Annotated in this window: 15 protein-coding genes; 8 read left to right on the top strand and 7 right to left on the bottom strand. The window is 68.2% G+C overall.

Annotated elements, in window-relative coordinates:
• The first annotated feature begins 5 nt into the window (after positions 1-5).
• The gene (gene yccS / locus EO141_RS00815; protein ID WP_127168274.1) at positions 6-2,219 is read left to right on the top strand and encodes a YccS family putative transporter; all 2,214 of its coding nucleotides are present in this window, start codon (positions 6-8) and stop codon (positions 2,217-2,219) included.
• A gap of 144 nt (positions 2,220-2,363) precedes the next feature.
• Here yccS and EO141_RS00810 read toward each other — a convergent pair whose 3' ends face one another.
• On the bottom strand, positions 2,364-3,554 hold the full coding sequence (locus EO141_RS00810; RefSeq protein ID WP_104649175.1) for an MFS transporter: 1,191 nt from the start codon (positions 3,552-3,554) through the stop codon (positions 2,364-2,366).
• Between the two features lie 97 nt (positions 3,555-3,651).
• Here EO141_RS00810 and EO141_RS00805 point away from each other — a divergent pair, with 97 nt between their 5' ends.
• The 4 genes from EO141_RS00805 to EO141_RS00790 all read left to right on the top strand — a co-directional run bounded on the left by EO141_RS00805 (position 3,652) and on the right by EO141_RS00790 (position 7,540).
• Positions 3,652-4,560 carry a LysR family transcriptional regulator gene (locus tag EO141_RS00805; protein WP_119129448.1) on the top strand — a complete coding sequence of 303 codons (909 nt, stop codon included), beginning with the start codon at positions 3,652-3,654 and terminating at the stop codon, positions 4,558-4,560.
• 61 nt (positions 4,561-4,621) lie between these two features.
• A complete protein-coding gene (locus EO141_RS00800; RefSeq protein ID WP_127168273.1) occupies positions 4,622-6,544 on the top strand; it encodes an MFS transporter in 1,923 nt (640 codons plus the stop codon).
• Between the two features lie 241 nt (positions 6,545-6,785).
• Complete coding sequence (locus tag EO141_RS00795; protein ID WP_104583533.1) at positions 6,786-7,130, top strand: CD225/dispanin family protein; 345 nt, start codon at positions 6,786-6,788, stop codon at positions 7,128-7,130.
• Positions 7,130-7,540 carry a DUF2752 domain-containing protein gene (locus tag EO141_RS00790; protein ID WP_126944613.1) on the top strand — a complete coding sequence of 137 codons (411 nt, stop codon included), beginning with the start codon at positions 7,130-7,132 and terminating at the stop codon, positions 7,538-7,540. Before EO141_RS00795 ends, EO141_RS00790 begins: the two co-directional genes overlap by 1 nt.
• Before the next feature lie 220 nt (positions 7,541-7,760).
• Here the strand turns inward: EO141_RS00790 and EO141_RS00780 are convergent, their stop codons facing one another.
• From EO141_RS00780 to EO141_RS00755, 6 genes are all read right to left on the bottom strand, one after another.
• A complete protein-coding gene (locus EO141_RS00780) occupies positions 7,761-8,654 on the bottom strand; it encodes a cobalamin biosynthesis protein (protein ID WP_127168272.1) in 894 nt (297 codons plus the stop codon).
• Positions 8,655-8,733: 79 nt separating this feature from the next.
• On the bottom strand, positions 8,734-9,624 hold the full coding sequence (nudC, locus tag EO141_RS00775) for an NAD(+) diphosphatase (protein WP_127168271.1): 891 nt from the start codon (positions 9,622-9,624) through the stop codon (positions 8,734-8,736).
• A 311-nt stretch (positions 9,625-9,935) separates the two neighbouring features.
• On the bottom strand, positions 9,936-11,198 hold the full coding sequence (locus tag EO141_RS00770) for a lipase family protein (protein WP_127168365.1): 1,263 nt from the start codon (positions 11,196-11,198) through the stop codon (positions 9,936-9,938).
• Positions 11,199-11,843: 645 nt separating this feature from the next.
• Positions 11,844-12,230, bottom strand: a complete 387-nt coding sequence (gene erpA / locus EO141_RS00765) for an iron-sulfur cluster insertion protein ErpA (protein ID WP_024938186.1) — start codon at positions 12,228-12,230, stop codon at positions 11,844-11,846.
• 83 nt (positions 12,231-12,313) lie between these two features.
• A complete protein-coding gene (locus EO141_RS00760) occupies positions 12,314-12,763 on the bottom strand; it encodes a polymer-forming cytoskeletal protein (RefSeq protein WP_104583528.1) in 450 nt (149 codons plus the stop codon).
• A 3-nt stretch (positions 12,764-12,766) separates the two neighbouring features.
• Positions 12,767-13,504 carry a DUF6776 family protein gene (locus EO141_RS00755; RefSeq protein WP_127168270.1) on the bottom strand — a complete coding sequence of 246 codons (738 nt, stop codon included), beginning with the start codon at positions 13,502-13,504 and terminating at the stop codon, positions 12,767-12,769.
• Between the two features lie 128 nt (positions 13,505-13,632).
• On the opposite strand from EO141_RS00755, the gene EO141_RS00750 reads away from it, so the two are divergent.
• From EO141_RS00750 to EO141_RS00740, 3 genes are read left to right on the top strand one after another with little or no spacing between them, the layout of a single operon-like run.
• Positions 13,633-14,259, top strand: coding sequence for a DUF4126 domain-containing protein (locus tag EO141_RS00750; RefSeq protein WP_104649169.1), 627 nt, complete (start codon positions 13,633-13,635; stop codon positions 14,257-14,259).
• Positions 14,260-14,297: 38 nt separating this feature from the next.
• A complete protein-coding gene (locus EO141_RS00745; RefSeq protein WP_164738991.1) occupies positions 14,298-16,250 on the top strand; it encodes an EAL domain-containing response regulator in 1,953 nt (650 codons plus the stop codon).
• 39 nt (positions 16,251-16,289) lie between these two features.
• The gene (locus EO141_RS00740) at positions 16,290-18,557 is read left to right on the top strand and encodes an ATP-binding protein (RefSeq protein ID WP_164739007.1); all 2,268 of its coding nucleotides are present in this window, start codon (positions 16,290-16,292) and stop codon (positions 18,555-18,557) included.
• Positions 18,558-18,712 lie beyond the last annotated feature (155 nt).

The following is an 18,712-nucleotide window of genomic DNA, read 5'->3' as shown; positions in this document are numbered from 1 at the left end:
AGACCGTGGCCACTCCCTCCTTCGAAACCCGCCTGAGCCGCCTGTGGGCCCATGAAAAGGCCAGCTATGGCCTGCGCGTGTTCATCGCGCTGGCAGTGGCGATGGGCGTGTGCTGGCACTGGCAGCAGCTCACGGCGGTGCCGGCGCTGTTCCTGGGCGCCATCGCCAGCGCCATCGCCGAGACCGACGACAACTGGCTGGGCCGCATCAAGTCGGTGCTGCTGTCGCTGCTGTGTTTCGCGGCCGCCGCCGCGTCGGTGGTGCTGCTGTTTCCGTATCCGCTGGCGTTCGTGACCGGCATGGCGGTGGCGACGTTTTCGTTGACCCTGCTCGGCGCGCTGGGCGAGCGCTACGCCTCGATCGCGCAGGCCACCGTGGCCTTGTCGATCTACGCCATGATCGGCATGGACCAGCACGGCAGCCACGATCCGTCGATCGCCTGGCACGGCGCGGCGTTGCTGCTGATCGGCGCCACCTGGTACGGCGTGCTGTCGATCCTGTGGACGCTGCTGTTTGCCAACCGCCCGGTGCGCGAGCGGCTGTCACGGCTGTTCTTCGAGCTGGGCCGCTATCTCAGGCTCAAGGCCGACCTGTTCGAACCGGTGCGGCAGAGCGACCTGCATGCACGCCGGCTGGCGCTGGCCGAGCAGAACGCCAAGGTGGTCGGCGCGCTCAACGCCGCCAAGACCGCGATCATGAGCCGCTTCGGCCGCTCGGGACGGCCGGGCGTGCAGTCGGGCCTGTATTTCCGCCTGTACTACATGGCGCAGGAATTCCACGAGCGCGCCAGTTCCTCGCACTATCCCTACGAAGCGCTGACCGACGCGTTCTTCCACAGCGACGTGCTGTACCGCTGCCAGCGCCTGCTCGCGCTGCAGGGCAAGGCCTGCGCGGCCCTGGGCGAGGCGATCCGCCTGCGCCAGCCGTTCGACTACGGCGACAACAGCCGCCTGGCCACCGAAGACCTGCGCCAGTCGCTGGACTACCTGCACGCGCGTGCCGACCCCGCCCTCGCACGTCTGCTCGGCGCGCTGGAATTGCTGGTGACCAACCTGCAGAGCATCGAACGCAAGCTGTCGGAAGCGGCGCAATCCGACTCCACCAGCGACAACCTCGACACCCGCCTGCGCGATTCCTCGCCGCATACCTTGCGCGAAATGGGCGCGCGTCTGATGCAGCAACTCACGCCCGGTTCGGTGCTGTTCCGCCACGGCCTGCGCATGGCCATCGCGCTGGTGGTCGGCTACGCCATCATGCAGTCCATCCATGCCGACAACGGCTACTGGATCCTGCTCACCACTGCCTTCGTGTGCCGGCCCAATTACGGCGCCACCCGCCTGCGGCTGGTGCAGCGCATCGCCGGCACCCTGATCGGCCTGGTCGCCACCTGGGCGTTGATGCAGCTGTTTCCCGGCACCGAAGTGCAACTGCTGCTGGCACTGGCCGCCGCCCTGGTCTTCTTCATCACCCGCACCGATCGTTACATGCTGGCCACCGCCGGCATCACCGTGATGGCGCTGTTCTGCTTCAACCTGCTCGGCGATGGCTTCGTGCTGATCTGGCCGCGCCTGATCGATACGCTGATCGGTTGCGCGATCGCCGCGGCCGCCTCGTTCCTGATCCTGCCGGACTGGCAGGGCCGCCGCCTCAACCAGGTGATGGCCACGGTGCTGGCCAGCTGCGCGCGCTACCTGGCCCAGGTGCTGGAGCAATACGCCAGCGGCATGCGCGACGACCTACCCTACCGCATTGCCCGGCGCGACATGCACAACGCCGATGCCGCGTTGTCGGTGGCCTTGTCCAACATGCTGCGCGAACCGGGCCGCTATCGGCGCAACCTGGACGCCGGCTTCCGCTTCCTGGCGCTGTCCAACACCCTGCTCGGCTATCTGTCCGCGCTTGGCGCGCATCGCGCCGCGCTCGATGGCGAACACGATCCCGCCATCGCGCAGGCCGGCGACTACCTGCAGCGCGCGCTGGGCGAAATCGCCACTGCCCTGCGCGAACGCCAGCCGCTGCCGGTGCACGACGAAAGCCAGGAAATCGCCACCGCCGAAGCGCTGGAACAGCACGCCGTGCAATTGCCGCCCAAGCAGCGCCTGGTGCGCGACCAGCTGGCACTGACCCTGCGGCTGTTGCCCAAGCTGCGTGCCGCGGCCCTGGCGGTCACCACCGCGCCGGCAGAGGGCGCACCGCGCCTGGCGAGCAGCAAGGCCTAGTGCGTCGTCGGCGGTGCGCGTGCACGGTGCGCATGCGCGCCGCCCAGCCACTGCCGCATCGATGTGAGCGGCGATGCCGACGCACCGCGATGCGCGCGCAGGCCACTTGATCCAGTGGCCGCGGCGCCGTTCCGGCAGCCGCACCTACTTCCACTGCTTGCGCGCCACGCTCAGCCCCACCCAGCCCAGCGCTGCCACCGCCAGTACCGCCCCACCGATCACCACACCGTTCCAGCCGGCCTGCGCATAGGCCGCCGTGCCCAGCGTGGAACCCACCGCACCACCGATGAAGTAGCAGGTGATGTAGGCCGAGGTGATGCGATTGCGTGCGTTCGGATTGCGCTGGTAGATCACGCTCTGGTTGGCGATATGCACGCCTTGCACCGCGATATCCAGCAGCAACACGCCGACGATCAGCAGCGCGATCGACTGCGGCGCAAACGCCAGCAATCCCCATGACAGCAGCAGCATCACCAGCCCGCCCCAGCTGACACGGTCGCCATGGCCGTGGTCGGACCAGTGACCGGAACGGTTGGCCGCCAGCGCGCCGGCCGCACCGATCAGGCCGAACAGCCCGATCACCGCCGTGCCATAGCCATAGGCGGGCCCGGACAACAGGAACGCCAGCGTGGTCCAGAACATGCTGAAGCCGGCAAAGATCAACCCGCCCAGCACCGCGCGCGCGCGCAGCACCGCATCGTCGCGCAGCAGCGTCAGCACCGAGCCCACCAGCTGCGGATACGACAGCTGCGCATTGCCGGGATGCCGCGGCAGCCCGCGCCACAGCAGCCAGGCGGTGACCAGCAACAGGCCGGAGGCGATCCAGTACACCGTATGCCAGCCACCGACACCGGCCAGCACCCCGGCCGCGGTGCGCGCCAGCAGGATGCCCAGCAACAGGCCGCTCATCACCGTGCCGATCACCCGCCCGCGCTCGTGCGGGGCGGCCAGGGTCGCGGCGAATGGCACCAGGATCTGCGCCGCCACCGAACTGGCACCGGTGACGATCGTGCCGGCCAGCAACATGCCGAAGCTGTGCGAGACGGCGCTCACCAGCAGGCCCAGCGCACTGAGCACGAACAGGCCGACGATCAGCCCGCGCCGCTCCAGCCGGTCGCCCAGCGGCACCAGCAACAGCAGCCCCGCCGCGTAGGCCAGCTGCGCGGCAGTCACCACCGCGCCGGCACTGCGCACCTGGATCCCGAACGCCTGCGCCAGCGTCTCCAGCAAGGGCTGGGCGTAATAGTTGCTCGCCACCGCCAAGCCGGTGGCGGCGGCCATCAGCAGCACCAGCCGGCGCGGCAATGGCGGGTGGGCAATCGGTTCGACGGTCATGGCAGGTGCCTGCTGAAGGAGTGGGCGCAGTGTGGGCAGCGACGCGGCATCTTTCCAATGTATTGTTTTCACCGTGTCCATCGCGTTTTGAGATCGCATGCTGACCCTGCGCCAACTGGAGTTTGCCGTGGCCGTGGCCGAGGAGGGCGGCTTCACCGCCGCCGCGCGCCGGTGCAACACCGTGCAATCGGCGCTCAGCCACCAGGTCGCCAAGATCGAGCAGACCCTTGGCGCACGCCTGTTCGAGCGCGGCACCCGTCAGGTGCGGCCCACCGCCGCCGGCGAGGTATTCCTGCACAACGCCCGCGCCACCTTGCGCGCGGCCGAGCGCCTGCACGAGGAAATGGCCCAGGCCCTGGGCACGGTGCGTGGCCAGCTCACGCTGGGGCAGATTTCCTCGCTCACCACCGTGCAGCTGCCGGCGCTGCTGCGCGCGTTTCGCAACGCGCATGCGCGGGTGGACGTGCACCTGCGCACCGCCATGAGCGAGGCCCTGCTGCACGACCTGGGCGAAGGCCGGCTGGACGTGGCGCTGGTCGGCGTCGGCCCGCAGGTCGCGGTGCCCGACCAGCGGCTGCTGCTGCACGAGGAGGCCCTGGCCCTGATCGTGGCGCCCGGCCATCGCTTTGCCACGCGCAAGCGGGTGGCGCTGGCCGAGCTGGACGACGAACCGATGGCCGGGCTGATCGCCGGCGCCGGCGTGCGCGGCATCGTCGATGCGGCCTTCGCGCAGGCCGGCTTGCGGCAACGCCAGCAATACGAGGTCACCCACGCCGATCTGATGCGCGAACTGGTCGCCGCCGACCTGGGCGTGGGTATCGTGCCGCAGACCATGGCCGCGGCCATGCGCGGGGTGGTGACGGTTGCACTGAAGGAGCGCTTCGGCTTTTTGACCTATGCGGTGTGGCGGCCCGACCCCACCCCGGCCGCACGCGCCTTCGTGGCGCTGCTGCGCGCCCAGGCCGCGCGGCGCGCGCCATCGGCACGCACGCCGCGCCGCGCGTAGCGGCATGCACCAGCCCGCCGTGGAAGCCTGCTAGGCTGCGCGCGTTCGCAAAGGAAACTGCATGTCCGGTCACAGTCAGTTCGCCCTGCTCAGGCAGCGCCGCTTCTTGCCGTTCTTCGCCGTGCAGGCGTTGGGCGCCTTCAACGACAACGTCTACCGGCAGGCCATCATCGGCCTGTTGTTCTACCTGGGCATCGATGCGGCGCAGCGCACGCTGTACACCAATCTGGCGCCGGCACTGTTCATCCTGCCGTACTTCCTGTTCTCCGCGCTGGCCGGGCAGATCGCCGAGAAGCTGGAGAAGCAGAAGCTCATCGTGATCACCACCACGATGGAGATCGCGATCATGTCGCTGGCGGCGGTGGGCTTTCTCACCGAGAACATGGTGATCCTGCTGATTGCGCTGTTCTGCACCGGCCTGCAGTCCACGCTGTTCGGGCCGGTGAAGTATTCCATCCTGCCTTCGGTGCTCAAGCCCGAGGAACTCACCGGCGGCAACGGCCTGGTCGAGATGGGCACCTCGATCTCGATCCTGTGCGGCATGATCTTCGGCGGGCTGATCTTCCAGATCGCCGGCAGCCACGGCCCGGAGGCCGCAGCCACCGCGGTGATTGCCATTGCCGTCACCGGCAACCTGGTCGCGCGGCTGGTGCCCAAGGTCGACGCCGGCGCGCCAGAGCTGAAGATCAACTGGAACCCGATCCCCGAATCGCGCGCCATCATGCGCCTGACCCGGCGCACGCCGGCGGTACGCAACGCCGTGCTCGGGGTGTCGTGGTTCTGGTTCGTCGGCACCGTGCTGACCGCGCAGCTGCCCACCTATGCGCAGGTCAATCTTGGTGGGCAGCAGGATCTGTACGTGTTCGCGCTGGCGCTGTTTTCGATCGGCACCGGTGTCGGTTCGCTGCTGTGCGAGCGGCTGTCCGGGCGCACCGTCGAAATCGGCCTGGTACCGCTGGGCGCGTTCGGCATCAGCGCCTTCCTGCTGGACCTGTATTTCGCACGCCCGGGCGCTGCGCCCGCCACCGATCTGTCGATCGGCCAGTTTGTGCAGCAGGCCGGCAGCGTGCGCTTGATCGTGGATCTGGTCGGCATCGGCCTGTTCACCGGTCTGTTCGTGGTGCCGTTGTTCGCGTTGATCCAGAGCCGCACGCCCAAGGCCGAACTCTCGCGCGTGATCGCCGGGCTCAACATTCAGAATTCGCTGTTCATCGTCACCGCCGCCATCATCGGCATCGCGCTGCAGTTGCCGCAGCTGGTGCTGTTGGGCGTGCGCATTCCGCTGCCGGGCCTGAGCATTCCGCAGGTGTTCCTGGCGTTGGCGCTGGCCAATACGCTGGTGGCGCTGTGGATCTTCACCCTGGTGCCCGAGTTCCTGATGCGCTTTCTCAGCTGGGTGCTGGTGAGCGTGCTGTACCGGCTGCGCGCGCGCGAGATCGACCGCCATGTACCCGAGGAAGGCGCCGCGCTGCTGGTGTGCAACCACGTCAGCTACATGGACGCGCTGATCCTGTCGGCGGTGATCCCGCGCCCGGTGCGCTTTGTCATGTACTACAAGATCTTCCGCATCCCGGTGATGCGCTGGATCTTCCGCACCGCCAAGGCGATCCCGATCGCCGGCGCGCGCGAAGATGCCGCGCTGATGCAGCAGGCCTTCGACCGTATCGACGCGGCGCTGGCCGACGGCGAACTGGTGTGCATCTTCCCCGAAGGTGCCTTGACCCGGGATGGCGAGATCGCAGCGTTCAAGTCGGGCGTGGAAAAGATCCTGCAACGGCGCCAGGTGCCGGTGATTCCGATGGCGCTGCGTGGCATGTGGTCGAGCATGTGGAGCCGCCGCGACACCCGCCTGGGCCGCATGCGCGTGCCGCGCCGGATCCGCGCGCATATCGAAGTGGCCGCCGGCCCAGCGGTTCCCGGCGACGCGGCGACCGCCGCGCTGCTCGAGCAGCAGGTCCGTGCACTGCGCCAGGATCAGCCATGAGTGCGGCCGGCGTGGGCTTTGCGTCCATCGCGCGCCGCGAGTAGCCTGTGCGCCATTGCACGTATTGCCGCCGCGCTCGCCTAGCGGGCGCGACAAGAAGGACCGGGGGAAGTTGCCGTACGCCACATCACCGTGTCAGACGCGTTCGCCGTGACCGGTGGACGCTGCCTGCGCGGCCCATCGCTGCCTTCCCCACGCGCTGCAACATCTCGCTGTTGTTTACCACCCAAGGAGCTTCACCATGAGTGCCATCCCACCGCCGATCCATCCCTCGTCCAGCGCCGCACCCGGCCCGGTCCCCAATCACCTGATCTGGGCGATCGTCTCCACCGTGCTCGGTTTCTGCCTGTGCTGCCCGGCCCTGATCACCGGCATCGTGGCGATCGTGTTCTCCAGCAAGGTCAACGGCCTGCTCAACCAGGGCGACATCGACGGCGCACGGCGTGCCTCCAACACCGCCAAGACCTGGTGCATCGTGACCAGCGTGCTGGCCGTGATCGGCCTGCTGATCAACATCGGTGTGGTCGCCACCGGCGGCATGCAGGGCTACATGGACTACATGCAGCAGTTGCAGCACATGCAGTAATGGAATTGCGTCCACGCCATTGGCTTGGACTCGGGGCGGCCACCAGCGTGGCCGCTCTCGGCGTGTCGTTGCTGTATCGCTTCGATCCGAACGCGAGCAACAGCCCGTTCCCGCCCTGCGTCTTCCGTGCCGTGACCGGCTGCTATTGCCCCGGTTGCGGCATGACCCGCGCGCTGTATGCGCTGGTGCACTTCGATCTCCCAGGCGCCTTCGCCATGAACCCGGCCGCCGTGCTCGGCCTGTGCACCCTGCCCGGCCTGATCGCCTGGAAGGCCGGCTGGCGCGCGCGCTGGTTCGCACCCGTGGTGGCCGTCATGTCCGAGCCGAAGTTCTGGTTATGGGCATTGCCGATGTATTGGATTGCCAGAAACTTGCCGTGGTACCCGTTTACCTTGCTGGCGCCGGGTTAGACCGCAAGGATCAAATCTGTGAACTTAGAGCAAGAATCCGAGCACGCCACTGAGCTACTAGTCGGAAAGATTGTTAAGTCTGTTAGACGTCACCGACCTGGCGAAGTCGTCATCCAGTTCGAAGATGGAAGCCGGCTCTTCGTGGACGTCAATGGCGATGCTCTTGAGCTTTCTATCACCGATTGCACAGGTGATTAACTGCCTCTAATCGGGCCTGGTGTTAACGCACCCACCCGGCGATCACCAGCAACGCCAGCACCACCATCCACAGCAGCAGCACGCGCCAGACCAGACTCATCGCATCGCGCACTTCCGGCAGGCGGCGCCACACCGGCACCAGCCCTGCATCGGTGTAGTCGTGCGCTTCTTCGCGCAGTTCGGCACTAACGCTGGCACGCGCCACCGCACCGAGAAAATGCGGCTCCAGCGACCACCGATTGCCATGCGCTTCACGCCAGGCACGGAACACCGTGTCGAAATTGCCCACCAGCGCCATCGACACGGTGATCAACTGCGCCACCGGCCATTCCAGCGCGGCCAGCAGCCAACGCGCGCCGGCCAGGTTGCGCGGCGGCAGCAGCACCGACAGCGGGCTTTCCACCGCCAGCGCCGTCAGCCGGTACAGCACCGCACCGAACGGCCCCAGCAGCAAAAACCACCACAGCACCGCGAACCAGCGCCGCAGCCCGTTGACCACCACCGCTTCCACCAGCGACGGCGCATCCTCGTGCACGCTGCCACCGGCGGCCTGCAGCTGCGCGATCGCATCGCGCCGCGCGCCCGGCTCGTCGGCATCGATCACCGCTTCCACATCGCGGTCCAGATCGCGCGGCCCCCAGGTCCAGGCCAGCACCGCCACGCCGAACAGCAAGGCCCAGAACCCGCGCCACACATCGTCCAGCAGCCATTGCAGCAGCAGCACCACCAGCAGGGCCGGTAACAGTGCCAGCAGCACGCCATAGCGCCCCTGCCACGCTCCGCGCCCGGCCGCATGGCTGTCCAGCCGGCGTAGCCACTGGCCGAACCATTCGAAACGCCGCAACCGCGCCACCTGGGCGGGCGCCAGGTGGCCCAGCGCAAGTGCGACGACGACAGCAACCAGGGTGGTGAACATGGGTGGGCCTCCTCAACCGAGTCTAGCCGAGCCGCTGCACGCGCACCCGATCTGCGTGCGCTGCGCCGCTCGCCCCGGCTCAGCCATGGACGCGATGCCAATGCTCGATCAGCGCGCGCGCGATGGAAATACGCGGCGGCAACCCGATCTCGCCGTCGCCGGCCAGTGCCGCGGTGACCTCGGCATGGCTGACCCAGCGCGCGTCTTCCAGCTCGCCGGTGACCTGCGGCACTTCGCTTGCCGCAGCGCGTGCGCTGAAGCCCAGCATCAACGCGCCCGGGAACGGCCACGGCTGCGCGCCCAGGTAGCAGCAGTCCTGCACCTGCACGCGGGTTTCCTCGAACACCTCGCGCGCCACGGTCTGCTCCAGCGACTCGCCGGGTTCGACAAAGCCGGCAATCACCGAGTAGCGCCCAGGCGCCCAGCTCGCCTGCCGCCCCAGCAGCAAGCGCGCGCCATCGCTGACCGCCACGATGATGGCCGGATCCACGCGCGGGTAATGCTCGGTCTGGCATTGCGTGCAATGGGCGATGAAGCCGGCCCGCCGGAATGCGATCGCCCCGCCGCAGACACCGCAAAAGCGCGTGCGCGACTGCCAGTGCAGCATCGCGCGCGCGTAGGCGAACGCGGTGGAGACGTCTGCCGGCCAGTCGGCGGCGGCCTGGCGCAGGTCGATGCGCTGCGGCGCTTCCACACCCGGCACATCGGACGGCAGGCAGAACCAGCCGACCCCATCGCGCAGCCCCAGAAAGATCGCTCCGTCCGGCGCTTCGCCAAGCGCGGCGCCGTCCATCAGCAGCGGCTGGCCATCGGCATCGGCCAGCGCGGTGCCCTTGGCATCGAGCAGCAGCACGCGGCCTTGCGGCCACAGACGCGCCAGCGCAGCAGCATCGTCACGCAGCAGATCGCCGCGATCCAGCGGCGCGTGGGTGAAGGCAAAACCGGAGGCGGAAAAGTAAGGCTCTGACATCGGCGCAAGCCTGCCGATAATCGGCATCGCCTGCAACCGGCGCGCCACGGATGCAGGCCCGGCTGGCGGCGCGCGTTCAGACGTGCCACGGGCCCGCGCTCGCCGGCGGTGCTGACTGCGTCACATTGCGCGCTGCGCCGCACGGCAGGCCACGCGTGATCGGCACGGCGTTGCGGCAACCAGGTCGAATCCGGGCATGCTCAGCCTTGTCGCCTGCAACAGCGACAAGGCCTCGATCGGATCGTGACGCGTCCAGGCGGACCCGGGACGCGACCGATCATCGGCGCTGGCGGCGCCCCGCCATCCAGGCCTCAGCGCTGCTTGTCCAGCAGCTGATGCCGTACGGAAACGATGCACGGCTCATTGGTGGTCAGATGCACGAAAGCCGAGTTGTCGTTGGGGTCGCCACTGCCGATGTCCACCAGCGCTGCCTGGGTGCTGCCGCGGCGTTTGAAACCGGCAATGGCGGTCACCGCATTCTTCAGCGGGATGGTCGCGTCGTTGGACGAACCGCACAGCAGCGTCGGCGTCTGCGGCGCCCAGTCCAGCACGTCGTTGCGTGCCAGATCCTTGCGGAACGGATTGTCCGGGTTGCTGGCGAAGTCACGGTAGAAGCCGGGCTGGAAATACGCCTTGAGCTGATCGATCCCGGGCAGCGTATCGCCCAGCACCAGATCGGTCAGGCCCAGCTTGCCGGGGAACAGCCCCTCGACCCTGGCCGCCCATGGGTCCTGAAACACCTGCCCGGCCGCCAGATAGAGATTGCGATACGTGTGCTGCATCGCGACGATCGCGTAGCTGCCCAGAATGATGCCGAAGCTGCTTTCACCGACGGCGTTGCTCCCGCTCCAGCTGTCCACGAAGGTCTGCTCCAGCGCGTAGGGCCCGGAGATCGGCGCGCTGGCCACCAGATGGAACTCGCTGGACAGATGCGCCTCGATTTCCCGCTGGGTTGCCAGTGCGGCATGGCCGCCTTGCGAATACCCCGACAGCATCACCTTGCCGGACAACGGCGTCTTCAGCCGCTGCAGCACGCTGCGTGCCGCGCGTAGCGCATCGATCGTCGCACTGGCCTCGGATGCGCTATGCAGGTAGGGATGGAAACCGTAGCTGGATTTGCCCAGCCCCAGGTAATCGCTGCTGACCACCACATAGCCCTGGCTGGCCAGACGAGTGACCAGCGGGTCGTTCCCCTTGGCATCACGGATGTCCTTGGCCTGTTCCTCGTTGCGGAGCGTCGCGGTCGACCGCCCCCAGCCCAGCAACGGATACGGACCGGTGCAACGCTCGCCACCTGGAATCAGCACCACGCCCGACGCCGTGGCCGGTTCGCCATCGACGCCGACGGTGGCATAGGTGAACTCGGCCACGCGCACGTTGCATCTGGGCTGTTCGGCCGCCGGCTCGGCGGTGAGCAATGCAGCAATCGCATCGCGGGTGTAGCTGGTCAGGAAATTGCTGCTGAGCAAGCTGCCCCGCGCGGGTGACGCCTGCGCACCGGGTGCAAGCACTGCGCTGGCGATGCCAAGCATGGCCAGCAGGCCAAACGCCGATCGGGTTCTGATCTGCAACATGGTGAGGCGTTCTCTCATGGATGGATGCAAGGGGCGGGGGAGCCGGCGCGACAAAGGAGCGGGATCAGCTGCCCGATCCACGTACGCACGCGTGGCGATGCGCTTACTGCGCCATGGTGTGGAATCGGCATCGCGCGCGGCACGCTCCTCACCGCAGTGGCGAGGCCCGCGTGTGTCAGGCAAGACAAGACGCGATGCATGAATGAAGCGAGCATGTCCGGGCACCGGCGCTTGGGCGTGCGTGCAGTATGGCCATCGCCGCACGCGCTCCAGCTCACGCGCACGAAGCTTGCGCGCGCATGGCGAAACCCGCAGCACGCAAATGTTTACAGCGCGTTAGACATGCATATCGATGGCGCGTGGCGCCATACCACCCCGTGGCATTCGTCCCGGTGGCGATCGTCTGCGCGGTACGTGGCGCACATCGCTCGGCGTTTTGACTGCGCCCGGCGAACGGTATCGGTATCGGTGCTGGTGTCGCGCGACATGCATCGCGTCCAAAAGACCCGCAATGCACAAGCGACGTACCGCATGCAGCCCTGTCGCCGCACTTATGCCGCTACCGCACTCACCACGCCGCGCTGAACATGGAAACGCTGCACGCAGCAGATCGCCCGCGCCTCAAACACCGGCAACCGCGTCGATTCAGACGCTGAAGCTGCTGCCGCACCCGCAGGTGGTCTTGGCATTCGGATTGCGGATCACGAACTGCGCCCCGGTCAGGCTTTCGGTGTAGTCCACTTCCGCGCCCATCAGGTATTGCAGGCTCAGCGGGTCGACCAGCAGCGTCACCCCGTCGGTGGCCACGGCCAGGTCGTCCTCGGCGCGGTTCTCGTCGAACTCGAAGCCGTACTGGAAGCCGGAACAGCCGCCCCCCTGGATATAGACGCGCAACGCCAGCTCGGCGTTGCCTTCTTCCTGGATCAGCTCGCGCACCTTGCTGGCGGCGGCAACAGAAAAGTTCAGCGGCCGGTCGATGGACTGGTAGTCCGGGGCCGGGGCGGCGGTGGGAAGCGAAACGAGCGTGCTCATGGCGTCAGCATGGGGGCCAGGCGGCCCCACTTCAAGCACTGCCTGCCAAACCCGACACCCCGCTTCAGCCGCAGGCCACGCACTCAGGCCTCGGCAGTCTCGGCCTGCAAGGCCTTGGCGGGTTCGGCACGGCCGGCGTCCGGCGCCGGCAACGCGGCGGTCGCGCCGGCGGTGGCGGCATGGATCAGGCGCCCGGTGAGCTGCGCACCGGCGCTCATCTCCACCACCTGGTAATGCACATTGCCCTGCACCCGCGCGTTGGCGGCCAGTTCGACCCGCTCGGCCGCATGCACATCGCCGGTCAGCTGGCCGTTGATGATCACCACCGGCGCGCGCACCTCGCCCTCGATGCTGCCCTGCTCGGCCACCGTCAAGATGGCGCCGGCGCCGTCTTCGGCGATCACCTTGCCCAGGATGCGGCCTTCCACATACAGCCCGCCGCTGAACACCAGGTCGCCGCGGATGACCACCTGCGGCCCGATCAAGGTATCGACCACGGTCTGCGCACCACGGTTGGATTTGTTTCCGAACATGAGCTACTCCCCCGCGCCACTCCCGGCGACTTTCCAGTCGAATGTCTGATTGACCGGCGCCCCGTCGCCGCTCAGGGTGATTCTGACACGTTGCGGAGTGAAATCCTTCGGCAGGATCACGCTGCCGTCCAATTGCTGGAAATAGCGGAACGAGTAGGCCTGCCCGGCCGCATCCGGCTTCTGGTGCAGCTCGTTCCAGTTCACCGTGACCAGCTTGCCGGCGCGCACGCCTTCCACCGTAAAGCGCAGCTGGCCCTGGCTGATCGCGCCGCGGTTGAGGTTCTGGGTCAGCACCACGCTGTAGTTCCAGGTGCCGCCGGCCTCTGCGCTGAATTGCACCGAGTGTGCGTTGAGCCCCTTGCGTTGCGCGGTGGAGCCCACCAGGCGCTCGTAGAACGCCACATCCGCGCGCAGTGCGGCGATCTGCTCGTCACGCTCGGCCAGCGAGGCCTGCACTTCGGTGTTGGCGGCGCGGCTGATCTTGTCGGACATTTCCAGATTGACCTGGCGCTGCTGCAACTGCGCAATCTGCCGACGCTGCTGGGCCTGACTGCGTTGCGCCTGCTGCAACGCCGCCTCGGCCTCGACCAGGCGCGGCGCAGCGGTACGGCTGGCCATCCACCATGCCCCGCCCAGCGATGCCAGCCACACCAGCGCGATCACCAGCCACCGCCAGCGGCCGCCAGAACGGCCACCGCCGGAGTCACGTTGGACGATCTGAACGCGTGCGGCTGGTCGCATGGGCATCGGGTCCGGACGGGCCGGCGCAGTCATGGGCGGCGTAGTGTGCCAGAGCGTCGGCAACCATCGTGCTGGCGCTGGACCGGCGGTTATCCGATAGTTCCGCATTGTTCGCAGGAAGCAACGCCATGAGCGAAGCCCATCTGTTCGTGATCGGCATCCTGCTGGCCTGGCTGGCCGGCATCCGTGTCTATCTCACCGTCTTCGGTGTCGGCCTGGCCGGCCTGCTCGGCTGGATCGAGCTGCCGCCGGCCCTGCATCCGGCGCAGTCGTGGTGGGTGCTGGGCACCTCCGGTGCACTGGCGGTGGCCGAGTTCTTCGCCGACAAGATCCCCGGCGTGGATTCGGGCTGGGACCTGCTGCAGACGCTGGCACGGGTGCCGGCCGGCGCCTTCCTGGCCGCGGCCACGCTGTCGCCGGACGGTGACCTGAGCACCGGCGTGCTGGCCGCAGGCGCCGGCGTGGCGCTGACCAGCCACACCCTCAAGGCCGGCACCCGCGCCTTGCTCAACACCTCGCCCGAACCGGCCAGCAACTGGGTCGCCTCGCTGGCCGAGGACACCATCGCCACCACCGCCCTGGCGCTGGCACTGGCGCACCCATGGCTGGCACTCAGTGTTGCGGTGGGCTCCAGCGTGCTCGCTACGCTGGTGGTCTGGTGGGTGTGGCGATTGCTGTGGCGGGGCATGCGGCGGCTGGTTGCGCCGATGCGCCCTGCCACCACGCCGGCTGCACGTCGCTCCCCGCTATCGTGAAGTTCATCGCATAATCATCGCGACTGTAGGGAGTATTGATGGCCGCCCGAGATCCGGTTCCTTTCACCCGTGACGACACCGCCACGCGTAATCGCCCACTGCGCGCCGAGACACCGCCGGCCGACTACTGGCGCCGCTGGGCCGACGAGGCCGCGGCGGCATCCAACCCGGCAGAGCCGGTGAGTGCCGCCATCATTCCCGCGCCCGCTGCCGCACCCGCATCGATCCTGCCGATGGCACCAGCCCAGGCCGTCGCGCCAGGCGGCAGCGCGCACGCGGCTGCCGCAGCGCCGACGCTGGCGACTGTCTCGGCGTCGCGCGAGGGCGACGACACCATGGCCGCCGATGCGCCGTACCGCGTGCTGATCGTCGAGGACGACCGCTCGCAGGCGCTGTTCGCGCAGAGCGTGCTGCACGGTGCCGGCATGCATGCGCAGGTGGAAATGACCGCCGCCAGCGTGCCGCAGGCGATCCAGGACTACCACCCGGATCTGATTTTGATGGATCTGCACATGCCCGAGCTGGACGGCATCCGCCTGACCACCCTGATCCGCCAGCAGCCCGGCCAGCAGCTGCTGCCGATCGTCTTCCTCACTGGCGACCCGGATCCGGAGCGTCAGTTCGAAGTGCTCGACAGCGGCGCCGACGACTTCCTGACCAAGCCGATCCGCCCGCGTCACCTGATCGCCGCGGTGTCCAACCGCATCCGCCGCGCACGCCAGCAGGCGCTGCAGCAGGCCGGTGAACAGGTCAGCGTGCGCAGCAATCCGGAGACCGGCCTGCCGACACGTGCCCATGTGATGGAACTGCTCGCCGATGCGCTGGCGCGCAGGCAGACCGGCGGGTTGTTCTTCATTGAAATCGCCAGCGCGCTCGGCTTGCGCGAGCGCTATGGCTATGCCGCCTATGAGCGCCTGATGACCCAGGCCGGGCATCGCCTGGCCAGTGCCGCGCAGCCGTATCCGCTGGCGCGCCTGAACGACAACAGCTTCCTGCTGCTGGGCGTGGACATGCCCGAAGCCAGCCTGGAACAGCAGGCACTGGAAATCCGCCAGCGGCTGTCGGCCCATGCCTTCCCGGTGCGCGAGGAAGAATCGGTGCACGTGCGCTGCGCCATCGGCGTGGCACCACTGGGCCTGGGCTTCGACGATACCGGCAGCGCGCTGGAAGCGGTCGAGCGCACCGCGCTGCAGGCGCGCCTGCGCAGCGACGGCGTGCAGGCCTACCTGGCCCCCAGCCAGGCCGAACAGCAGGAGCAGCTGCGCCTGGTCGAAGGCCAGCTCGAACTGGCGTATCAACCGATCGTGGCGGTGGCCGGCGGCGACACGGCGCAATACCAGGTGCTGCTGCGGCTGCGCCAGGCCGACGGCACGCTGCTGTCGGCCGGCCAGGTGATTCCCGCCGCCGAAGCGGCCGGACGCATCGCCGATCTCGACCAGCAGGTCATGGACCACGCGCTCGGCCTGCTGCATCTGTACCAGCACGCCCACCCGCCGCTGCGGTTGTTCGTGTCGCAGTCGCCGCGCACGCTGGCGCGCGATGCCTTCGCCGACTGGTTGCTCAAGGCGCTGGTCGAGCGCGGCGTGGCCGGGCAATCGCTGATCGTCGACCTGCGCCTGGACGATGCCTTGATCCACGCAGTCACCGTGCAGCAGTTCTGCGCCAGATTGATGCAGGCGGGCGTGCAGTTCTGCCTGAGCCAGTTCGAGCCCGGCGACGAAGCCAACGCGCTGCTGAGCCAGCTGCCGCTGAGCTTCGTGCGCATGGCCAACCGCTTCGCCGATGCCCATGGCAATGCGGCAGTCCGCGATGAACTGCGCGGCGTGATCGATATCGCCCATCAGCGTGGCTTGCTGATCATCGGCCAACGCATCGAGGACCCGCAGTCGGCCGCGGCGATGTGGATGAGTGGCGTGGACTTCATCCAGGGCAACCTGGTGCAGACGGTCGGCAAGGAACTGGACTTCGACTTCACGAACGCGGTGCTCTGAGTGACAGCGCGGGCAGGAGGCCTCCGCGCCTGGAGCGGCCTGGCCGTGTTGGCTGCGCTGGTCGCAGCGCTGGGTGCGGGCCTGCAGTGGTCGGCCATCGACGGGCCGTGGCGCACGGTGACGGCCGCCGCTGCAGCGCTGGCGTTGGTGTTCGGCCTGTGCGCCGCAGCTGCCGGCTACCGCAGCACGCGCGCCCAGCACGCCCTGACGCAACGCCTGGAAGAGGCCGACGTCGCCCGTGAGCGCCTGCAGCAGGAGCTGCAGCGCCACGGCGAGCTTGAACAGGAACTGCTGCGCGCCAAGCAGGCCGCCGAGGCCGCCACGCTGGCCAAGGGCGAATTCCTGGCCACCATGAGCCACGAGATCCGCACCCCGCTCAATGGCATCATCCCGATGCTGGAGCTCATTTCCAGCGGCCAGCTCAGCCTGGACCAGCGCGACATGCTGCAGACCGCCACCGGCAGCTCGCTGCAGTTGCTGCGCATCGTCGACGACATCCTCGACTACTCCAAACTCGAAGCCAACAAGCTCGAACTGGAGACCACCACCTTCAACCTGCGCGAGTTGCTCGACGGCGTCGTGCAGCTGTTGCAGCGTACCGCCGAAGGCAAGCAGCTGCGCCTGGCGCTGGATATCGAGCCATCGGTGCGCCTGCTGGTGCGCGGCGACCCGATCCGCCTGCGCCAGGTGCTGGGCAACCTGATCGGCAACGCGATCAAGTTCACCGAGCGCGGCAGCGTCGACATCCAGTTGCGCCGCCTGGGCGAAACCCGCGCCCAGCACCTGCTGCGCTTCCAGGTGCGCGATACCGGCATCGGCATCGCCCCGGATCAGCAGGCGCGCCTGTTCCGCTCCTTCGCCCAGGCCGACGCCTCCACCACGCGCCTGTATGGCGGCACCGGCCTGGGACTGGCGATCTGCAAGCGCATCATCGACCTGATGGGCGGCCGCATCGGCGTGGAGTCCGAGCCCGGGCGCGGCGCCACGTTCTGGTTCGAGATTCCGCTGCTCAAGGTCATCGGCGACCTGCAGCAGAACAGCGGCGCCGATGCCGCCCGGGTGATGGTGATCAGCTCCGACACACGCCTGTCGCAACGTCTCAAGCGCCTGCTCGACGGCTGGGGCGTGTCGCATGTGCTGATGGAGACCACCCAGGAAGCGCTGGAACGGGTGCGTCGCCACAGCGACGACGAAGGCTTCCGCTGCGTCATTGCCGACCACGACACGCTGCGCTACAGCGCGCGCGCCGTGCATCGCGCACTTGCGCGCCCGGACGACCTCGGTGGCGCGCGCCTGATCTGGTTGTATGGCGACGAGCCGGTGCCTGCCGAGCTGCAGGACCATGCCACCCTGGTGCCGCGCCAGAGCCCGGACGAGACCCTGCGCTCGCTGGTGCTGCCGCCCGATCCAACGCCGGCCCCCGCCACCACGCTGGCCGCGGCGATGATTCCCGAGCCGATGGCACCGGCGCTGGCCGGTACGCGCGAAGTGCGCATCCTGCTGGTGGAAGACAACCCGGTGAACCTGCTGGTCGCGCAGAAGCTGCTGGCCGTGCTCGGCTTCGACGCCGACACCGCCACCGATGGCGACGCCGCGCTGAGCAGCATGGAGTCCACCCGCTACGACATGGTCTTCATGGATTGCCAGATGCCGGTGCTGGACGGCTATGCCGCCACCCGCCGCTGGCGCGCGATGGAGACCGAGAGCGGCGGCCGTCCGGTCCCGATCGTGGCGATGACCGCCAACGCCATGGCCGGCGATCGCGAGCGCTGCCTGGCTGCCGGCATGGACGACTACCTGTCCAAACCGGTCGCCCGCGAGCAGCTCGACGCCTGCCTGCAACGCTGGCTGCCGCGTCAACCGCTGCCAGCCGGCACGCCCCATGGCAGCCAGGCCGCAGCCGCCCCCGAAAGCGCCAGCAGCGCCGCGCAGGCGCGCGCCTTGCCGATCCTGGACAACAGCGTGATCGATGAGCTGTACGAGGTGGCGGGCGCGGACACCATCACCATCCTGCAGCTGTTCCTGGAAGATGCGCCGGGCATGATCGAACGCCTGGAAACCGCGGCCACCAACCGCGACAGCATGCAGCTGCGCGATCTGGCGCATACGCTCAAATCCTCCAGCGCCAACGTCGGCGCCCAGGCGCTGGCCAATGCCGCGCGCCGGATCGAACTGGCCGCGCGTACCGGCACCATCGAACGCCCCTCGGTGATGGTGGCCCTGGTCATCGCCGAATACGCACGCGCTCGCCTGGCATTGCTCGGCCAGGTCGCCCGCCTGCAGACCAAGGCCCGCGCCGCCAACTGAGGGCGGCCAACAAACCGTGGCAGCGGCTGTCAGTCGGGTGCCAAGGACGCGCTCGCAGCAAGAGCGTGCGCGTGGTACATGCAGCTTCCGGGCAGCGACAGCCACGCCGACCGCTCATGACCTCATGCGCGCCGGCATTGATCTCGCGGTGAAAG

Origin of the sequence: Xanthomonas sp. BRIP62415, assembly GCF_003993515.1 — a bacterium.
In the GTDB taxonomy this organism is placed as follows: domain Bacteria; phylum Pseudomonadota; class Gammaproteobacteria; order Xanthomonadales; family Xanthomonadaceae; genus Xanthomonas; species Xanthomonas euroxanthea.
This window is presented reverse-complemented; position numbering and strand designations above follow the sequence as displayed.

Bases quoted from the DNA above. Each gene is read 5' to 3' on its own strand.
- EO141_RS00810 (WP_104649175.1), bottom strand. From the start codon at position 3,554: ATGACCGTCGAACCGATTGCCCACCCGCCATTGCCGCGCCGGCTGGTG.
- EO141_RS00805 (WP_119129448.1), top strand. From the start codon at position 3,652: ATGCTGACCCTGCGCCAACTGGAGTTTGCCGTGGCCGTGGCCGAGGAG.
- EO141_RS00800 (WP_127168273.1), top strand. From the start codon at position 4,622: ATGTCCGGTCACAGTCAGTTCGCCCTGCTCAGGCAGCGCCGCTTCTTG.
- EO141_RS00795 (WP_104583533.1), top strand. From the start codon at position 6,786: ATGAGTGCCATCCCACCGCCGATCCATCCCTCGTCCAGCGCCGCACCC.
- EO141_RS00790 (WP_126944613.1), top strand. From the start codon at position 7,130: ATGGAATTGCGTCCACGCCATTGGCTTGGACTCGGGGCGGCCACCAGC.
- EO141_RS00780 (WP_127168272.1), bottom strand. From the start codon at position 8,654: ATGTTCACCACCCTGGTTGCTGTCGTCGTCGCACTTGCGCTGGGCCAC.
- nudC (WP_127168271.1), bottom strand. From the start codon at position 9,624: ATGTCAGAGCCTTACTTTTCCGCCTCCGGTTTTGCCTTCACCCACGCG.
- EO141_RS00770 (WP_127168365.1), bottom strand. From the start codon at position 11,198: ATGTTGCAGATCAGAACCCGATCGGCGTTTGGCCTGCTGGCCATGCTT.
- erpA (WP_024938186.1), bottom strand. From the start codon at position 12,230: ATGAGCACGCTCGTTTCGCTTCCCACCGCCGCCCCGGCCCCGGACTAC.
- EO141_RS00760 (WP_104583528.1), bottom strand. From the start codon at position 12,763: ATGTTCGGAAACAAATCCAACCGTGGTGCGCAGACCGTGGTCGATACC.
- EO141_RS00755 (WP_127168270.1), bottom strand. From the start codon at position 13,504: ATGCGACCAGCCGCACGCGTTCAGATCGTCCAACGTGACTCCGGCGGT.
- EO141_RS00750 (WP_104649169.1), top strand. From the start codon at position 13,633: ATGAGCGAAGCCCATCTGTTCGTGATCGGCATCCTGCTGGCCTGGCTG.
- EO141_RS00745 (WP_164738991.1), top strand. From the start codon at position 14,298: ATGGCCGCCCGAGATCCGGTTCCTTTCACCCGTGACGACACCGCCACG.